The 15,882-nt window shown below is 67.0% G+C and carries 18 protein-coding genes and 5 tRNA genes; 8 read left to right on the top strand and 15 right to left on the bottom strand.

What is annotated here, in order from left to right; translation table 11 throughout:
* Window positions 1-289: 289 nt before the first annotated feature.
* Together murA and ramA are read right to left on the bottom strand one after the other, a co-directional pair.
* Entirely contained in the window at window positions 290-1,546 is a 1,257-nt protein-coding gene (gene murA, locus B140_RS0104060) for a UDP-N-acetylglucosamine 1-carboxyvinyltransferase (RefSeq protein ID WP_026165974.1), read from the bottom strand.
* A 68-nt stretch (window positions 1,547-1,614) separates the two neighbouring features.
* Window positions 1,615-2,457 carry an acetate metabolism transcriptional regulator RamA gene (gene ramA / locus B140_RS0104055; RefSeq protein WP_018118073.1) on the bottom strand — a complete coding sequence of 281 codons (843 nt, stop codon included), beginning with the start codon at window positions 2,455-2,457 and terminating at the stop codon, window positions 1,615-1,617.
* 322 nt (window positions 2,458-2,779) lie between these two features.
* On the opposite strand from ramA, the gene cysK reads away from it, so the two are divergent.
* Together cysK and epsC are read left to right on the top strand one after the other, a co-directional pair.
* Window positions 2,780-3,715, top strand: coding sequence for a cysteine synthase A (gene cysK / locus B140_RS0104050; protein WP_018118072.1), 936 nt, complete (start codon window positions 2,780-2,782; stop codon window positions 3,713-3,715).
* An 84-nt stretch (window positions 3,716-3,799) separates the two neighbouring features.
* Window positions 3,800-4,369: a serine O-acetyltransferase EpsC gene (gene epsC, locus B140_RS0104045; protein ID WP_018118071.1), complete on the top strand. Its 570-nt coding sequence runs from the start codon at window positions 3,800-3,802 to the stop codon at window positions 4,367-4,369.
* Here epsC and B140_RS0104040 read toward each other — a convergent pair.
* The 6 genes from B140_RS0104040 to B140_RS11920 form a co-directional block, all read right to left on the bottom strand.
* Window positions 4,366-4,647 carry a GNAT family N-acetyltransferase gene (locus B140_RS0104040; protein WP_018118070.1) on the bottom strand — a complete coding sequence of 94 codons (282 nt, stop codon included), beginning with the start codon at window positions 4,645-4,647 and terminating at the stop codon, window positions 4,366-4,368. The two genes, epsC and B140_RS0104040, sit on opposite strands and share 4 nt — an antisense overlap.
* Window positions 4,648-4,713: 66 nt before the next feature.
* A tRNA-Phe gene (locus B140_RS0104035) sits at window positions 4,714-4,786 on the bottom strand.
* A gap of 23 nt (window positions 4,787-4,809) precedes the next feature.
* Window positions 4,810-4,886, bottom strand: a tRNA-Asp gene (locus B140_RS0104030).
* 140 nt (window positions 4,887-5,026) lie between these two features.
* Window positions 5,027-5,590: a DapH/DapD/GlmU-related protein gene (locus B140_RS14515; protein ID WP_018118069.1), complete on the bottom strand. Its 564-nt coding sequence runs from the start codon at window positions 5,588-5,590 to the stop codon at window positions 5,027-5,029.
* A complete protein-coding gene (locus B140_RS0104020) occupies window positions 5,587-6,609 on the bottom strand; it encodes a zinc-binding dehydrogenase (protein WP_018118068.1) in 1,023 nt (340 codons plus the stop codon). The genes B140_RS14515 and B140_RS0104020 overlap by 4 nt, the downstream gene beginning before the upstream one ends.
* 40 nt (window positions 6,610-6,649) lie before the next feature.
* Entirely contained in the window at window positions 6,650-7,018 is a 369-nt protein-coding gene (locus B140_RS11920) for a cyclophilin-like fold protein (RefSeq protein ID WP_018118067.1), read from the bottom strand.
* 128 nt (window positions 7,019-7,146) lie between these two features.
* Between B140_RS11920 and B140_RS0104010 the strand changes: the two genes are divergently transcribed.
* Together B140_RS0104010 and B140_RS11915 are read left to right on the top strand one after the other, a co-directional pair.
* Window positions 7,147-8,043, top strand: coding sequence for a LysR family transcriptional regulator (locus tag B140_RS0104010; RefSeq protein WP_018118066.1), 897 nt, complete (start codon window positions 7,147-7,149; stop codon window positions 8,041-8,043).
* Window positions 8,044-8,199: 156 nt separating this feature from the next.
* Window positions 8,200-8,412 carry a helix-turn-helix domain-containing protein gene (locus tag B140_RS11915; RefSeq protein ID WP_040425903.1) on the top strand — a complete coding sequence of 71 codons (213 nt, stop codon included), beginning with the start codon at window positions 8,200-8,202 and terminating at the stop codon, window positions 8,410-8,412.
* A 130-nt stretch (window positions 8,413-8,542) separates the two neighbouring features.
* Here the strand turns inward: B140_RS11915 and B140_RS0104000 are convergent.
* Window positions 8,543-8,619: transfer RNA gene (locus tag B140_RS0104000), tRNA-Asp, on the bottom strand.
* A 29-nt stretch (window positions 8,620-8,648) separates the two neighbouring features.
* Window positions 8,649-8,721 (bottom strand) — tRNA-Glu (locus B140_RS0103995).
* Between the two features lie 88 nt (window positions 8,722-8,809).
* Here B140_RS0103995 and B140_RS0103990 point away from each other — a divergent pair.
* Complete coding sequence (locus B140_RS0103990) at window positions 8,810-9,097, top strand: metal-sensitive transcriptional regulator (protein WP_018118064.1); 288 nt, start codon at window positions 8,810-8,812, stop codon at window positions 9,095-9,097.
* Here B140_RS0103990 and B140_RS0103985 read toward each other — a convergent pair.
* Window positions 9,094-10,371 (bottom strand): threonine/serine exporter family protein, encoded by a 1,278-nt coding sequence (locus B140_RS0103985; RefSeq protein WP_018118063.1) that lies wholly within the window; start codon window positions 10,369-10,371, stop codon window positions 9,094-9,096. The two genes, B140_RS0103990 and B140_RS0103985, sit on opposite strands and share 4 nt — an antisense overlap.
* Before the next feature lie 239 nt (window positions 10,372-10,610).
* On the opposite strand from B140_RS0103985, the gene B140_RS14180 reads away from it, so the two are divergent.
* A complete protein-coding gene (locus B140_RS14180) occupies window positions 10,611-10,817 on the top strand; it encodes a gamma-glutamylcyclotransferase family protein (protein ID WP_018118062.1) in 207 nt (68 codons plus the stop codon).
* A 34-nt stretch (window positions 10,818-10,851) separates the two neighbouring features.
* Here the strand turns inward: B140_RS14180 and B140_RS0103975 are convergent.
* Together B140_RS0103975 and B140_RS0103970 are read right to left on the bottom strand one after the other, a co-directional pair.
* A tRNA-Lys gene (locus tag B140_RS0103975) sits at window positions 10,852-10,927 on the bottom strand.
* A gap of 87 nt (window positions 10,928-11,014) precedes the next feature.
* Window positions 11,015-12,520, bottom strand: coding sequence for a succinyl-CoA:acetate CoA-transferase ScpC (locus B140_RS0103970; protein ID WP_018118061.1), 1,506 nt, complete (start codon window positions 12,518-12,520; stop codon window positions 11,015-11,017).
* A gap of 177 nt (window positions 12,521-12,697) precedes the next feature.
* On the opposite strand from B140_RS0103970, the gene dusB reads away from it, so the two are divergent.
* Complete coding sequence (dusB, locus tag B140_RS0103965) at window positions 12,698-13,843, top strand: tRNA dihydrouridine synthase DusB (RefSeq protein ID WP_026165973.1); 1,146 nt, start codon at window positions 12,698-12,700, stop codon at window positions 13,841-13,843.
* Between the two features lie 23 nt (window positions 13,844-13,866).
* Window positions 13,867-14,553: a phosphate signaling complex protein PhoU gene (phoU, locus tag B140_RS0103960; protein WP_018118059.1), complete on the top strand. Its 687-nt coding sequence runs from the start codon at window positions 13,867-13,869 to the stop codon at window positions 14,551-14,553.
* A 59-nt stretch (window positions 14,554-14,612) separates the two neighbouring features.
* Here the strand turns inward: phoU and B140_RS0103955 are convergent, their stop codons facing one another.
* Both B140_RS0103955 and pstB read right to left on the bottom strand, forming a co-directional pair.
* Complete coding sequence (locus B140_RS0103955) at window positions 14,613-15,005, bottom strand: hypothetical protein (protein WP_018118058.1); 393 nt, start codon at window positions 15,003-15,005, stop codon at window positions 14,613-14,615.
* Between the two features lie 83 nt (window positions 15,006-15,088).
* Window positions 15,089-15,862, bottom strand: coding sequence for a phosphate ABC transporter ATP-binding protein PstB (pstB, locus tag B140_RS0103950; protein ID WP_018118057.1), 774 nt, complete (start codon window positions 15,860-15,862; stop codon window positions 15,089-15,091).
* Between the last annotated feature and the right edge of the window lie 20 nt (window positions 15,863-15,882).

Genomic DNA, 15,882 nt, shown 5'->3' with positions numbered 1-15,882 from the left:
GACTGGCACACACCCCACGCGCCACACCACCAGGCGTGGCAACATAAGGGGTGGATGGATGAACAAAAACACCAACAAACATATGGCATGCTGGGTGTTTCTGCACACAAGAGATTCCTATAATCATCAAGTGCATCAGTACGCTATCGAGTTCTCACACAACACCACCACCGACCACAAACCCAACCGGCTAGTACCTGGTTGGTTGCTGTCGCGGCGACTCGCACTAATCTACACACCCACCCACACCCACACAAACAACCAGGTCACAGGCACATTTTCAGAGAAGCTACTCGGATACGCGCTCGATGGTCGCCCCGAGCGAGCGCAGGTTCTCCACGAAGCGGGGATACCCGCGGTCGATGTGGTGGACGTCGTGCACCACGGTTTGCCCGTCGGAGACGAGCGCGGCCAGCACCAGGCCCGCCCCGGCGCGGATGTCGGAGGACCACACCTCCGTGGAGGAGAGGCACTCCATCCCCCGCACCACCACGTGGTGCCCGTCCACGGTGGCGTCGGCCCCCAGGCGCAGCATCTCGTCCACAAAGCGGAACCGGGACTCAAAGACGTTCTCGGTGATCACCGAGGTTCCCTGCGCCACGGCGGAGATGCCGATGGACATGGGCTGGAGGTCCGTGGGGAAGCCCGGGAAAGGCAGCGTCTGGTAGTCCACGGCGGAGGGGCGGCGGTTCATGCGCACCCGGAACCCGGTCTCGTACGTCTCGATCTCCGCGCCCGCCATCTTCAGCTTCTCCAGCGGGAGGTGCAGGTGCCGGGGGGAGATGCCGCCCACGGTGATGTCGCCGCGCGTCATCGCGGCGGCATACGCCCAGGTGCCCGCCACGATCCGGTCACCGATGACCTCGTGGTCCGTGGGGTGCAGGCGCTCCACGCCGTCGATAGTGATGGTGGAGGTGCCCGCGCCCTCGATGCGCGCCCCCATGGAGGTGAGCATCTCGCAGAGGTCGATGATCTCCGGCTCGCGGGCGGCGTTGTCCAGCACGGTGCGGCCCTGGGCCAGGACGGCGGCGGTGAGGATGTTCTCGGTGGCCCCCACCGAGGGGAAGTCGAGCACGATGGAGCCGCCGCGCAGGGCGTCGGCCTCCGCGACCACCGCGCCGTGCTGGATGCGGGTGCGGGCGCCGAGCTTTTCCAGGCCGGACTGGTGCATGTCCAGGGGGCGGGAGCCGATGGCGTCGCCGCCGGGGAGGGCCACCACGGCGCGCCCGCAGCGGGCGGTGAGGGGGCCGAGCACGCACACGGAGGCCCGGAACTGGCGCACGGCGTCGAAGTCGGCGTCGCTGGCGGGCATGGCCGGGGTCGTGATGCGCACCACGGGGCCGTCGATAGTGACGTAGCACCCCAGCCCCTCGAGGACCTTCTGCATGAGGGGGACGTCGAGAATCTCCGGGCAGTTGCGCAGCGTGGTCGTGCCCTCGGCGAGCAGGGCCGCCGCCATGAGCTTGAGCACGCTGTTCTTTGCGCCGCTTACCTTCACGGCCCCCTGAAGCCGGGCACCACCTGTCACCACAAAACGATCTTTCACCCCTTTGACCCTAGCGGCTACCGCCACGCCCGGCTACCGGCGCGCTCCCCGGCGCAGGGCGGACCCGATCAGGGCAGGGCGCCTATGCGGCGCGCGGCGTTGACCGCCTCGTAGCGGGTGTGCGCGCCGAGCTTGCGCATGACCGAGCGCAGATAGCTCTTCACGGTCTCCGGCCCGATGCCCATCTCCTCGGCGGCCTCCACGTTGGTGTGCCCCAGGGCCACGCAGGAGAGCACGTCCAGCTCCCGGGCGGAGAGCTTGGTGGACTGCTTGACCGGCGCGGGGCTAATCATCTCGTCGCACACCAGCTCCAGCTCCCGGCGGACGTCGTCCTCAGAGATGCGATTGGCCAGCATGCGCAGGCGGGAGTGGGTGGAGCGCAACTGCTCCCACTCCGCGGCGTTGCCGCCCCGGCCCACCTTGAGCGAGCCCGCCTTGGCGAAGGCCGCCGTGCGCATGGCCTCGTTCACTGCGAAGTCCTGCTCGAGCGTCCTCGCGGTCATGGTGACCTCCTCGATCACCTTGTCCCCCAGCCGCACCGGGCTGTGCACGCCCACGTAGAGGACGCCGCGAATCTCCCGGCGCACGATCACCGGCACCGCCACCAGGGAGTACAGGCCCTCGTCCTGGATCACCTGGTCCTTCTCGTGGGAGATCAGGCTGGCGCGGGCGTAGTCGCTCACCCCCACGGGGCGGCGGGTGGTGACCACGCGGCCGCCCACCCCCACCCCGGGCTCGATGATGAGGTTGTGCAGGGCAGGAGTGCGCAGCCCCACCCAGTGGGTGATTTGCAGCCGACGCCCGGTGGTGACGCTGGCAAACATGGTCACCGGGATGCCGGTGGCCGTCTTGAGCGAGGTCAAAGCAGCGCGGATGGCGTCCTCGTCATCCCGAATCCGCTGAGCATCCATGGCAAGCTCCTCCTAGAACGCCCCGTGCGGCGGCACAGCGGCACACCGCGCGGGGAGTTGGGCAATGGACATCATCTGTCAATTCTAACCCCCTAATGGGGGCAAAGGGAACTACCTTCCCCACCACGGAACCACCCCCACCCCGGGGGAGTGCAAAAAAGCGGGCACCCATCCGGGTCCGCACACCGCATAAGGAACACACCCGTTCACTCATGGTGAACAGGTCTGTCTACCAAAATGGTGTAGAGTGAGCCCCATCGGCGCGCCGCCACGGCCGCCCCCACAAAACCGGCCCATGAACAACGCAAGGAGTGTAAGGATCATGGCACGCATCTACGACAACATCACGGACACCATCGGACGCACCCCCCTGGTGCGCCTGCACAGCCTCACCAAGGACCTCGACGCCGAGATCCTGGTGAAGGTGGAGTCCTTTAACCCCGCCAACAGCGTCAAGGACCGCATCGGCAAGGCCATTATCGACGCCGCCGAAAAGGCCGGCGAGCTGCGCCCCGGCGGCACCATCGTGGAGGCCACCTCCGGCAACACCGGCATCGCCCTGGCCCTGGTGGGCGCGGCCAAGGGCTATAACGTGGTGCTCACCATGCCGGAGACCATGTCCGCCGAGCGCCGCGTCATGCTGCGCGCCTACGGCGCGGAGATCGTGCTCACCCCCGGCTCCGCGGGTATGCAGGGGGCCGTGGACAAGGCCAACGAGATCGTCGCCGCGCGCGAGGGCGCCATCCTGGCCCGGCAGTTTGCCAACCCCGCCAACCCCGCCATCCACCGCGCCACCACCGCCGAGGAGATCTGGGAGGACACCGAGGGCAAGGTGGACGTGTTCGTGGCCGGCTTTGGCACCGGCGGCACCGTGACCGGCGTGGGCCAGGTGCTCAAGGAGCGCAACCCCGAGGCCAAGATCTACGCGGTCGAGCCCTCCGCCTCCCCGCTGCTGACCGAGGGCAAGGCGGGCCCCCACAAGATCCAGGGCATCGGCGCCAACTTCATCCCCGAGGTGCTGGACCGCAAGGTGCTCGACGACGTCTTGACGGTGAGCAACGAGGAGGCCATCGAGTGGTCCCGCAAGCTCGGCGTGGAGGAGGGCATCCTGGGCGGCATCTCCACCGGCGCGAACATCAAGGCCGCCGTGGACCTGGCCTCCCGCCCGGAGAACAAGGGCAAGACCATCGTGACCGTGGTGGCGGACTTTGGCGAGCGCTACGTCTCCACCGTGCTCTACGAGGACATCCGCGATTAAAAACACCCGGAATACGCCCCGCCGCCCGTATCGTTATGAGGGGCAGCGGGGCTTTCCGCTATCCGCCCCGGAAAGGATGACACCATGAGTGGACTGCTGGCGACGCTACGAGAGGACCTCGCAAACGCGCGGGAGCACGACCCCGCCGCGCGCGGCGACATAGAAAACGCGGTGGTCTACTCCGGCCTGCACGCCATCTGGTCACACCGCGTGGCCCACGCGTTGTGGACGCGCGGTTTCAAGGGGCCCGCCCGCATCCTGGCCCAGTTCACCCGGTTCCTCACCGGCGTGGAGATCCACCCCGGGGCCACCATCGGCAGGAGATTCTTCATCGACCACGGCATGGGCATCGTGATAGGGGAAACCGCGGAGATCGGCGACGGCGTGATGCTCTACCACGGGGTAACCCTGGGCGGCCAGGTGCTCACCCAGACCAAGCGGCACCCCACGCTGGAGGACAACGTGACCATCGGCGCGGGCGCGAAGGTCCTCGGCCCCATCACCATCGGTGAGGGCAGCGCCGTGGGGGCCAACGCCGTGGTGACCAAGGACGTGCCCGCCCAGCACATCGCCGTGGGTATCCCCGCCACTTACCGGCCCCGGGCCAAGCACGAGTGCACCAAGCTCGTGGACCCGGACTTCTACGTGATCTAGGCCTCCAGCTCGGCGTACTCGGGGTTGCGATCCAGGAAGTGCCGCACCGCGGAGCAGCTGGCCGCGATCTTCAGGCCGTCCTCCCGGACGCCGTCCAGGGCGCCGCGCACGAGCACCTTGGACAGGCCCCTGCCCTGGAAGGACTCGTGGATCACGGTGTGGTTGAAGTCCAGCACGCCGTCCTCGCGCGGCAGATAATCCGCGAATCCGGCCTCCTCCCCCTCCACGGAGAGGACGTAGCGGTGCTTCTGCTCATCATGGGTGATCGTGGTCATCATTTGAACGAGACTAGCAAAAACAAAAGAAGCGACCCCGCTTTTTATGCAGCGGAATCGCTATTCTTGTGGCCAGAGCCAGGATCGAACTGGCGACCCCACACTTTTCAGGCGTGTGCTCTACCGACTGAGCTATCTGGCCGAAGAAATCACCAGGTGACCTCTTGGCGACCCTGACGGGACTTGAACCCGCGACCTCCGCCGTGACAGGGCGGCGCGCTAACCAACTGCGCCACAGGGCCTTACCAATGCGCTCCGGGATTGCCCTTTGCACGAGAAGATACTCTACACAGCACCGGCGATGGCTATCAAATCGGCAGGTGAAGGCGGTTTTTGCGGCCGCCTCACCGAACGGAGAAGAACGGGCAACCGCTCGCCGCGTCTACACCGACCGAATGGGCCTCGCCGGGTTCCCCGCCACCACCGTCCTCGCGGGAACGTCGCGGGTAACCACCGACCCGGCCCCCACCACGGCCCCCTCCCCCACGGACACACCGGGCAGGATGATGGCTCCGGCACCGATCCACACGTCCGAGGCGACACGCACGGGGCGTGGTTCCAGATGTGCCCTATCCTCAGGAGCCATACCGTGATTGAGCGTGGCGATCACGACGTTATGCCCAATGAGAACACGGTCGCCAATACAGATTCCTCCCTGATCCTGAAAGCGGCACCCGGAATTGATAAAAACATCCTCACCGAGATGGATGTTCTTGCCAAAGTCTGCGGTAAAGGGAGGAAAGAGACGGAAGCTCTCGGGAACGCCCCTGCCCGTGAGCGTCAAAAAGCACTCCCGTATGAGATTCAGGTCCGACCCGGCAGCGTTCAACCGGGCGCAGACATCCCGCGCCCGATCCGCGTGACGGTTCATCGCCTCCCATTCCGGGGAACCGGGCTTCAGCGTCGCCCCCGCGTCCAGGAACTCCAGCAGTTCTCCCAGATTCATGGGCGCACCAACACCTTGATCGCCTCGCGGTTGTCCATGGCGCGGTATCCCTCCGCAATGTTTTCGAGCGAGACCTCCCTGTCAAACACCCGCCCCGGATCGATCTCCCCCGCATAAATCTTTGCGATGAGATCCGGCAGGTACCGACGCACCGGCGCGGGGCCGCCATGCAGATGAAGAAGGGAGAAAAACAGTTCCCCGCCGGGTATCTCCTGGCCGTGCGAGACCCCCACAAACCCCACCGAACCACCGGGCCGGGTGGAACGGATGGCCTGCATCAGCGACTCCTGCGTCCCGACGGCCTCGACGGTACCGTGCGCCCCCAACATATCGGTCATTTTCCGAACCCTCTCGGCGGCCTCCTCGCCACGCTCCTCGATGATGTCGGTGGCCCCAAACTCGCGGGCCATGCGCTGGCGCTGTGGGTGCCGCGAGGAAACAATGATCCTCTCGGCGCCCATGCTCTTGGCGGCAAGAACCGCCATCAGCCCCACGGCCCCATCGCCCACGACGGCGATGGTCGCGCCGGGGGCCGCCCCCGCAGACTCCGCAGCGAACCACCCGGTACCCAAGACATCGGAAGCCGCCAGCAGGCTGGGGATCAATTCCTCGCTCGGCTTGCCCGGCAAGGCCACCAGCGTGCCATCCGCGAACGGAATGCGAGCCTTTGTGGCCTGCACACCGATCCCGCCGTGAACGAAGGAACCGTTGCGGCAACGCGAGTGATAACCCGCGCGGCAGATCTCACAGGTGCCATCGGAGATGACGAAGGATCCCACCACGTAATCACCGGGCCGCACGTCCTTGACCTCCGCGCCGACCTCCTCGACCCTGCCCACATACTCGTGCCCCATGCGGAGGTTTTCTGCCTCCTCATGCCCCCGGTAGGGCCACAGATCCGATCCACAGATGCAGGCGGCCACGATGGATATGATCGCGTCCTTTGGATCTTCAAGAACCGGATCCGGCAATTCCTCCACCACGGGATTACCGGTGCCACGCATGATCACTCCGCGCATAGCTTGCTTCCTTTCTTTGTTCATTGTGCGATTCTCGCCTTCACGCCACGCCTCCCGGGCGCGCCACCAACCCCAGGCGCAATCGCCCGGAATCCTTGAGCCCCGCCACCTCGGAGGCCTCCCTCACCCTCCCCAGGCGGGTATAGCCGCCCCAGCGGTTGGGCTTGGAGACGTAAAACAGCACCACGTGCCGATCCCCATAGAGGTACAGTTCGCCCACCCGGACCCGGTTTGGCGTCGATGAGTCCAGGACGCTGGCAGGCAGGGAACAGTGCAACCGGCCCACTTTTTCCTGCCCCGCGTAGTCCTCGGCCACCACCTCGACGGGTGAATGGCGGGCTAACCACCGCACCGCGAGGTTGTCCTCCCAGGAAACCTCGAATCTCTTTTCACCCGCCGTCAAGATCATCGTCTCTCGCTCCTCATGCCGGACCTTCGGTTGCCGTGGCGACATCACCGACTGTATTGAGAGATTTATGACAAAACAAATACTTATACATAATCGTTATTCATGCGCTAAACGCATATACTTGCCCCGTGAACGCGCCACTCAATCTGGAGCACCTGAGCACCTTCGTGTCCATCGTCGAGGAGGGGACGATCAGCGCGGCGGCGTACCGCAGAGGGCTCAGCCAGCCCGCCGTATCCCGCCAGCTTGCCGCCCTTGAGCGCCATGTGGGGCAGCGCCTTGTCACGCGCTCGCATAAAGAAATCTCCCTCACCCCCGCCGGTTCCCTGCTCCTCGAACGAGCGCATGCCCTCCTTAGAATCGCCGCAAGGACCGTGGAAGAACTCAACCCCGTCACCGGCGCCCTCTCCGGGGAGATTCGCATAGGCGCGGCCGAAACGCAGGGTTTTACCCATCTCATTCGCGCCGCGCAAGCGGTACGCAACACCAATCCGGACGTCCGCTTCTCCGTCCACTCCGGGGGCGGAAGCATAGTCGAAGAAGGGCTGCAGTCCGGCGACTTCTCCTTCGGGTTATTCATCGAACCCTGGCCCCTCGCCCCATACCACACCATCCCGCTCCCCCAGGTGGATCGTTGGGGGATCCTCTTCCCCTCAAAATCCCCGTTGGCCCGCCAAACCAGCATCGCTTTGTCAGAACTAGAGGGCATTCCCCTCTTTGTTCCCGAACACGTGGTCACCCCTCATGGCCTATCGCAGTGGCTGGGGCTAGGCTCCCAGCTCACCGTGTGCGGAACGTATAACCTGCTCTTCAACGCCAGCCTCATGGTGGAAAACGGAGCGGGAGCCGCCCTCTGCATCGACGGCCTCAGCGGCCACCGGCGCAACGTGCGATTCGTCCCGCTCCATCCCCCTATCACCTCGCGGCTCCACCTCGCCTGGCCCCGACACAGGCAGTTGAGTCCCCTGGAACAGGCCTTCGTTCAGGCGCTACAACACCAGGCGGATGAACACAACCTCGCTTAAACCCACGCACAAAAGCCCCGGAAACACCACCAGCACCCTTGTACAAAAACGGCACGAACATGCCGAAACACCTTGTTTTTCCTCTCCATACCCCCGATAATGGGAAAACCGGCACGAACATGCCGAATTTTTGCCCCTACTTCTAGCGAGGCCGAATTGACCACGACGCTTGGTGCCTTCGCCCGAGAAAACCGCAAGGTACTGCGCCTCAATCAACAAGAGGTGGCGGACCTCGCAGAGGTATCGGAACGCTTTGTCCGGGAGTTCGAGGCCGGCAAGGAGACCGTGCAGCTCAACAAGGTCGTTGCCGTCCTGAGGGTCCTCGGCTTTGATCTGGTACCGCAGATTCATCGTCCCACCGACGCATAAGTAGGCACGGGGCACGCCGCTACCCTCTAGCCCCTCCACGATGACCCCACCGGCTTTGCCTCCACGGCTCTGTAAACAGCCCCCCACGCAAAAACGCCCCGGAAGTTTCCTTCCGGGGCGTGCTCGCCAATGGCGACCCTGACGGGACTTGAACCCGCGACCTCCGCCGTGACAGGGCGGCGCGCTAACCAACTGCGCCACAGGGCCATGATGTTGTTATTGAGGCACAGACCTCGTACCCCCAACGGGATTCGAACCCGTGCCGCCGCCGTGAAAGGGCGGTGTCCTAGGCCGCTAGACGATGGGGGCCCGCCGTTTTCTCACGGCCTCCTGAAATATACGCGACGCCCACGCCGGCGCCAAATGTGCAGGCACGGGACGTATAGAATGGCCGACCATGAGCTCCCACCACGGATACCACGAGGATAAGGCCGCCTACCTCACCCGGCTCAAGCGCATCGAGGGGCAGGTCCGGGGCCTGCAGCGCATGATCGACGAGGACACCTACTGCATCGACGTGGTCACCCAGATCAGCGCCGCCACCGCCGCGCTGCACAAGCTCTCCGTGGCGCTGATGTCCGACCACCTCCACCACTGCGTGGCCCACGCCATCGAGGAGGGCCAGGACGGCGGCGAGAAGATCGACGAGGCCATGAAGGCCGTCGGGCGCATGGTGCGCTCCTAGCCCGCCTTCCCCTCCTGCCCCACGGGCCCCGCCGCGCCGTCGCGGTAGCGCGAGAAGTCGATGGGCCGCCCCAGCGCCCAATCCCGGTCCGTGAGCAGCCGCGCCAGCACCAGCCCCGCCCCGATGGAGAGCACCGTCATCGCCGCCGTGGCGGAGTACAGCACCACCGCGTCCATGTCCCCCTCGCTCATCCCGTGCAGGGCGCGGTAAATCGCCGGGCCGGGAATCATCACCACCACCGCCGGGACCGTGGTGGTCACCCGGGGAATGCGGGCCACGCGTACCACCGCGAACCCCAGCACCCCCACGGTCAGCGCGCCCAGGCACGCGGCGATGAAGGGGGTGGCCGTGGCGTCGATAAGCGCCCAGCGCACCGCGCTGCCCACCGTGCCGATCGACGCCGCCGCGACCACCATCCTGCGCGAGGAGTTAAACAGCAGCGCAAAGCCCGCGATCCCCACCGCGCTGGCCGGGAGCACCAGCGCATACCCCGGCGGGCGGGCCGCCACCGCCTCCGGGTTCAGCCCCGCCGCCCAGCTCACCGCCGTGACGGCGAAGGCGGCGGTGAGCATGACCGACATCGCGTAGGTCAGCCGCGCCACGCCCGCCGCGATGTCGCAGCGGGCCAGGTCGATCAGGGCCGAGAACAGCGGAAAGCCCGGGACGAGGAAGAGCACCGAGGCCACGAAGCCCGCCTCCGTGGCACCCACCAGCGGGGAGGCCAGGGCGTACACCACGCAGGCCGCCGCTCCCCCGGCCGCGACCCCGGCGAGCATCTGCACCCCGCGCCGGGCGAGCCAGCCGCGTACCGCCTGCCCGGCGGCCGCCGCCAGCGCCACCAGCGCCACCTCCCAGGGGCCAAAGCCGTTGAGCACCGCGCAGCCCGCGCAGGCGCAGGCCGCCGCGGCGGCGAGCACCCATGGGCCCCAGCGCTTGCGCACGGCGGACTCGATGGCGTCCAGCTCCGCGTTCAGCTCCCGCGCGGTCATGGGCGGGCGCAGCCGGTGCGAAAGGGTCTGCAGGGCCTCGATCCGGGAGGCGTCCACCTCCAGGTGCCGCTGATGGGACACCACCGTGCGAAACTCCGCGTCGTCGTGGAACGTGCAGGTGATGGTGGTGACGGTGACCACGGCGTCGAGCCCCACGAAGCCCAGCGCCCGCGCTGCGCGCTTCATCGCGCGGATCACCCGGTACCCGCTCGCCCCCGCGCCCATGAGCATCATCCCCAGGCGCAGCACCGCGTCGGCGCGCACCCCCATCTCGTGCTGATCCATCCGCCGTGGAACCTGGGACACCGGCCGCTTCCTTTCCCGCGCAAGGCCCGCATTACTCCCCAAGTGTAGGCGCTTTTGCCAGCATCCCGGCATGAGCACGCAGCGTCTTTTCGTCTACGGCACCCTGGGTCCGGGGAGGCCCAACGAGCGCGTCCTGGCCCCCTACCCCCCCCTACGGCGGTACCTGGCGGCGCGGCAGCGTGCGCGGCGCGCTGCGCGAGGAGTGATGGGGTGCCGAGATGGGCTTTCCGGGGCTCGTCATCGGGGAACCCCGCGCGGGCGCCGACCCCGGCGCGCGCGTTGCCGGATGGGTGCTCACCGCGGACCTCCGCGACGCGTGGGCGGAACTGGATGCCTTCGAGCCGAAGGAGCACCGCCGCGTGGGGACCACGGTCACGCTTGAGGACGGCGGCCGCGTCACGGCATGGGTGTACACGCTGCGGTAACCCCCGAACCGCCGACACGCGCGGAAGATAATAATGGTGGGCCCTGTGGGGCTCGAACCCACGACCTGCGGATTAAAAGTCCGTAGCTCTACCAACTGAGCTAAAGGCCCAGTGCCGGCCGCGCGGTCTCCCCGCGCGGCCCAGGCACGCGATCTAGTGTAGCCCATCGCGCGCCTCCCGCCCGCATGGGCTCACGCCTAGCTCAGGCGCATCGTGCCGTTCTCCGCCAGGTTGAGGTGGAAGGAGAAGGCGGTGCCAAGGTCGTGCGGGGTGTGCAGGTGCTTGCCCCCCAGGGCGCGCTCATAGTACTCCTCCAACTGCGGGCGGTAGTCCGGGTGCGCGATGGAGATGAGCTTCTTGGCGCGGTCGCGCGGGGCCAGGCCGCGCAGGTCGGCGTAGCCGTACTCCGTGATGATGACCATGACGTCGTGCTCGGTGTGGTCGATGTGCGAGGCAAAGGGCACGATCGCGGAGATCGCACCGTCCTTGGCCACCGAGGGGGAGATGAAGGAGGAGACGAAGGCGTTGCGGGTGAAGTCTCCCGAGCCGCCGATGCCGTTCATGATCCGGGAGCCGGAGACGTTGGTGGAGTTGATGTTGCCGTAGATGTCCGCCTCGATCATGCCGTTGGTGGCGATCAGCCCCACGCGGCGGATCACCTCCGGGTGGTTGGAGATCTGCTGCGGGCGCAGGATGATGGACTCGCGGTACCGCGCGGCCTCGTTGTTCATCTTCTCCGCGTACTCGGGCGAGAGGGAGAAGGAGGTGGCGGACGCCACGGTCATCTTCCCGGCGTCGATGAGGTCCACCATGCCGTCCTGGATGACCTCGGTGTAGGCCTGGATGTTCTCGAACTTGGAATCCAGCAGCCCGGCCATCACGGCGTTGGGGACGTTGCCCACGCCGGACTGCATCACGTACTGGTCGTAGGCTAGGCGGCCCGCCGCCACCTCGCCCTCCAGGAAGTCCAGGAAGTTGCCCGCGATCTGCTTGGAGATCTCGTCGGCGGGCTTGAAGGGGGCGTTGCGGTCGGGGGCGTCGGTCTCCACCACGGCCACCACCTTGGCGGGGTCGATGTCGATGGTGGTGGTGCCCACGCGGTCGCCCGCGGAGGTGATCGGGATGGGGGTGCGGTTGGGCAGCCGGGGAATGCGGTAAATATCGTGCATGCCCTCCAGGTCCCGGGACTGCCAGGAGTTCACCTCGATGATGATCTTCTCGGCGGCGTCGAGGAACTCCACGTTGTTGCCCACGGCGGAGGAGGGCACGATGGCACCGTCCTCCGTGATGCGCACCGCCTCCACGATGGCGGCGTTCATGGTGCCAAAGAATCCCTGCTCCACGAACATGCCCAGGTGGGAGAGGTGGATGTCCGCGTACTTCATCTGCGCGGAGTTGATCTTGGCCCGCATGGTGGGATCGGACTGGTAGGGGGAACGGAAGTTGATGGCGTCCGCCTCCGCGAGCACGCCGTCGGCGTCCGAGGCGGTGGAGGCACCCGTGAACACGTCGATGGCGTACTCCTCGCCCCGGGCGTGGGCCGCCTTGGCGCGCTCCGCGATCGCGGTGGGCAGGGCCTTGGGGTAACCGGCCCCGGTGAAGCCGGACATGCCCACCTTATCGCCGTGGTTGATGAACTCCGCGGCCTCCTGGGCGCTCATGACCTTGCCGCGCAGCTGGGCGTTAGCGATCCTCTCGGACAACTTCTCCTCCTCGATGTTTCTTGCCTTCCGCCGCCCTCGGGGGGCGTGATCCGCGCCCGGTGACGGCAAAGAGTTACTACGACCACAGTAGCCGATATACCTCGAATACGCCGCCCGGAGCCCGCGTCCCCGGGCCCCGGTTTGAGCCCCGGTGACGCCCACGCCACAATGATCCTCGTGACTTTGCAGATCGGGCCCCTGCGCCTTGACTCCCCCGTGGTCCTGGCCCCCATGGCCGGGGTCACCAACATGGCCTTTCGCACCCTGTGCCGCGAGATCGAGCAGGAGCGCACCGGCACCTCCGCCGCCCTGTACGTGTGCGAGATGATCACGGCGCGCGCCCTGATCGAGCGCAACCCCAAGACCATGCACATGACGGCCTTTGCCCCCGAGGAAAGCCCGCGCAGCCTCCAGCTCTACACCACCGACCCCGCCCACACCTACGAGGCGGCGCGCATGATCGTGCAGGAGGACATGGCCGACCACATCGACATGAACTTCGGCTGCCCGGTGCCCAAGGTCACCCGGCGCGGCGGCGGCTCCGCGCTGCCCTACAAGCGACGCCTCTACGGCAACATCGTGGCCGCCGCCGTGCGCGCCACCGAGGGCACGGGGGTGCCGGTGACCGTGAAGTTCCGCATCGGCATCGACGACGACCACCACACTCACCTCGACGCCGGGCGCATCGCCGCCGAGGAGGGCGCGGCGGCGGTGACCCTGCACGCCCGCACCGCCGCGCAGCGCTACTCCGGGAGCGCCGACTGGGACGAGATCGCCCGGCTGGTGGAGCACATGGACGGCACCGGGGTGTCCGTGCTGGGCAACGGGGACATCTTTGCCGCCGAGGACGCCCGCCGCATGATGGAACGCACCGGCTGCCACGGCGTGGAGGTGGGCCGAGGCTGCCTGGGCCGCCCCTGGCTCTTTGCCGAGCTCTCCGCCGCGCTGCGCGGCGCCACCCCGCCCGAGGAGCCCACCCTGGGCGAGGTCACCCGCATCATCGCCCGCCATGCGGAACTCCTGGCCGCCCACGACGGCGAGGAGCGCGCCTGCCGGGACATGCGCAAACACATGGGCTGGTACCTGCGCGGCTTCCCCGTGGGCGGGGAGCTGCGCGCCCGCCTGGCCAAGGTGAGCAGCCTGGCCGAGCTGCGGGAGGAGCTGGCCCCCTGGGCGGACTCCCCCGAGAAGGCCCACGACTCCGACGGCGCCCGGGGCCGCCAGGGCTCCGCCTCCAAGGTGGCCCTGCCCGAGGGCTGGCTGGACGACCCCGAGGACGCCACTGTGCCCGAGGGGGCGGACATAGACAACAGCGGCGGATAGCATTTATCCCTATACTGTGCCCCATGCGCACCGCCTACAGAGAACACCTTGACGCCTTTTCCCACGACCTCGTGGTGATCTGCGACATCGTGGATACCGTCATGATCAAGGCCTCCGAGGCGCTGCTGCACACCTCCCTCCAGGCCGCCGAGGAGGCGCTCTCCCTGGAGGAAAAGGTGGAGGACATCGCGCGCCGCTGCGAGACCCGCGCCGTGGAGCTACTGGCGCTGGAGGGCCCCGTGGCCCGCGACCTGCGCCAGGTGGTCTCCTCCATCTACATCGTGGAGGACTTCCGCCGCATGGGGGCCCTGGCCATGCACATCGCCAGCACCGCCAGGCGGCGGCACCCCCAGCCCGTTATCCCCGAGGACCAGCGGGCCAGCTTCGAGCGGTTCTCCCAGTTGGTGGCCGACATGGCCGACCAGACCCGCGACCTGCTGCGCGAGCCGGACGCCCAGGCCGCCGTGGCGCTGAGCAAGGACGACGACGCGGTGGACGAGCTGCACCAGCGCGTCATGGCCGAACTCACCCAGGGCCGCTGGACCGGCACCGTGCCCCAGGCCGTGGACGCCACGCTGATCGGGCGCTACTACGAGCGCTACGCGGACCACTGCGTGAACGTGGCCGCGCGCGTCATCTACCTGACCACGGGGATGACGCGCACCGAGTACCTGGCCCAGGACTGCGACGCCCAGCGCTCCCGGATGTAGGGCCCCTGCGGGCGCGCGGCGTCACCCCTCCTCCTCAATGCGGGCGGTCTCCCCCTCCTTTACCACCACCGCGTCGCGGAATAGATTTTTCCTTCCACGCCATCGCACAGGTTGAGTTCCTGCCTGCCTATAGCGTATGTGCCGAACGAATCCCCCTTCCGCATAATCAGCTCCGTGGGCCCGTCCTCGTGCTGCGCGGCCATGTAATTCACGTCCCAGCCGTACCGCTTATGTATGTAGCTGGCCTCCGTATAGGGGCAGGCAAACACGAACTCCTCGGCGTCGAAGTGGTCCGAAACGCGAGCCCGCCCCTGAGAACACAGCTCCTCGCGGAACGACTCCAGGGGTCGGTTGTGGTACCAATACCGGACCGCCAGCCCGGCCCACAGCGCCGCGCCGAGGACGCAGAGAACCAGGACGGCGACGAATACGCGCCGCAGCCCACGCCGCACGGTGCTTCACCCCTTCTGCTTCTAAGAAAACGAGGGTGCCGCCGAAGCACCATCGGCGGCACCCCCGCGGGAGGCGTGCGGGGTTATCCGAAGCGCCCCGCGATGTAGTCCTCGGTCTCCTTCTGCTCCGGGTTCTCGAAGATCTTGCGGGTGGGCCCGGCCTCCACCAGGCGGCCCGGCTTGCCGGTGGCCTCCAGGGAGAAGAAGGCCGTCTGATCGGACACGCGCGCCGCCTGCTGCATGTTGTGCGTGACGATCACGATGGTGAACTTCTCCTTCAGCTCGTGGATGAGGTCCTCCACCGCCAGCGTGGAGATGGGGTCCAGGGCCGAGCAGGGCTCGTCCATGAGCAGCACCTCCGGCTCCACCGCGATGGCGCGGGCGATGCACAGGCGCTGCTGCTGGCCGCCGGAGAGGCCGCCGCCGGGCTTGTCCAGGCGGTCCTTGACCTCCTCCCAGAGGTTCGCGCCGCGCAGGGACCTCTCCGCGACCTCCTTGAGCTTCTTTTTGTTCTTCTCCCCCGCCAGCTTCAGGCCCGCCACCACGTTGTCCTCGATGGACATCGTGGGGAAGGGGTTGGCCTTCTGAAACACCATGCCGATGGTGTTGCGCACCGCCACCGGGTCCACCTTGGCGCCATAGATGTCCTCGCCGTCGAGGAGGATCTTGCCCTTGACCGAGGCGTTGGGGGTGACCTCGTGCATGCGGTTGATGGTGCGCAGCACGGTGGACTTGCCGCAGCCGGACGGACCGATGAAGGCGGTGACGGACTGCGCCTGCACGGCGAGGTTGACGTTCTGCACGGCGTGGAAGTCGCCGTAGTAGATGTTGACGTCCCTAAGCTCGAGCTTCGACATCTCAGGAATCCTGCTTTCTT

Origin of the sequence: Corynebacterium mastitidis DSM 44356 (genome assembly GCF_000375365.1) — a bacterium.
GTDB lineage: Bacteria > Actinomycetota > Actinomycetes > Mycobacteriales > Mycobacteriaceae > Corynebacterium > Corynebacterium mastitidis.
The sequence above is the reverse complement of the archived record's forward strand: the minus strand, read 5'-3'. Positions and strand labels throughout refer to the sequence as shown.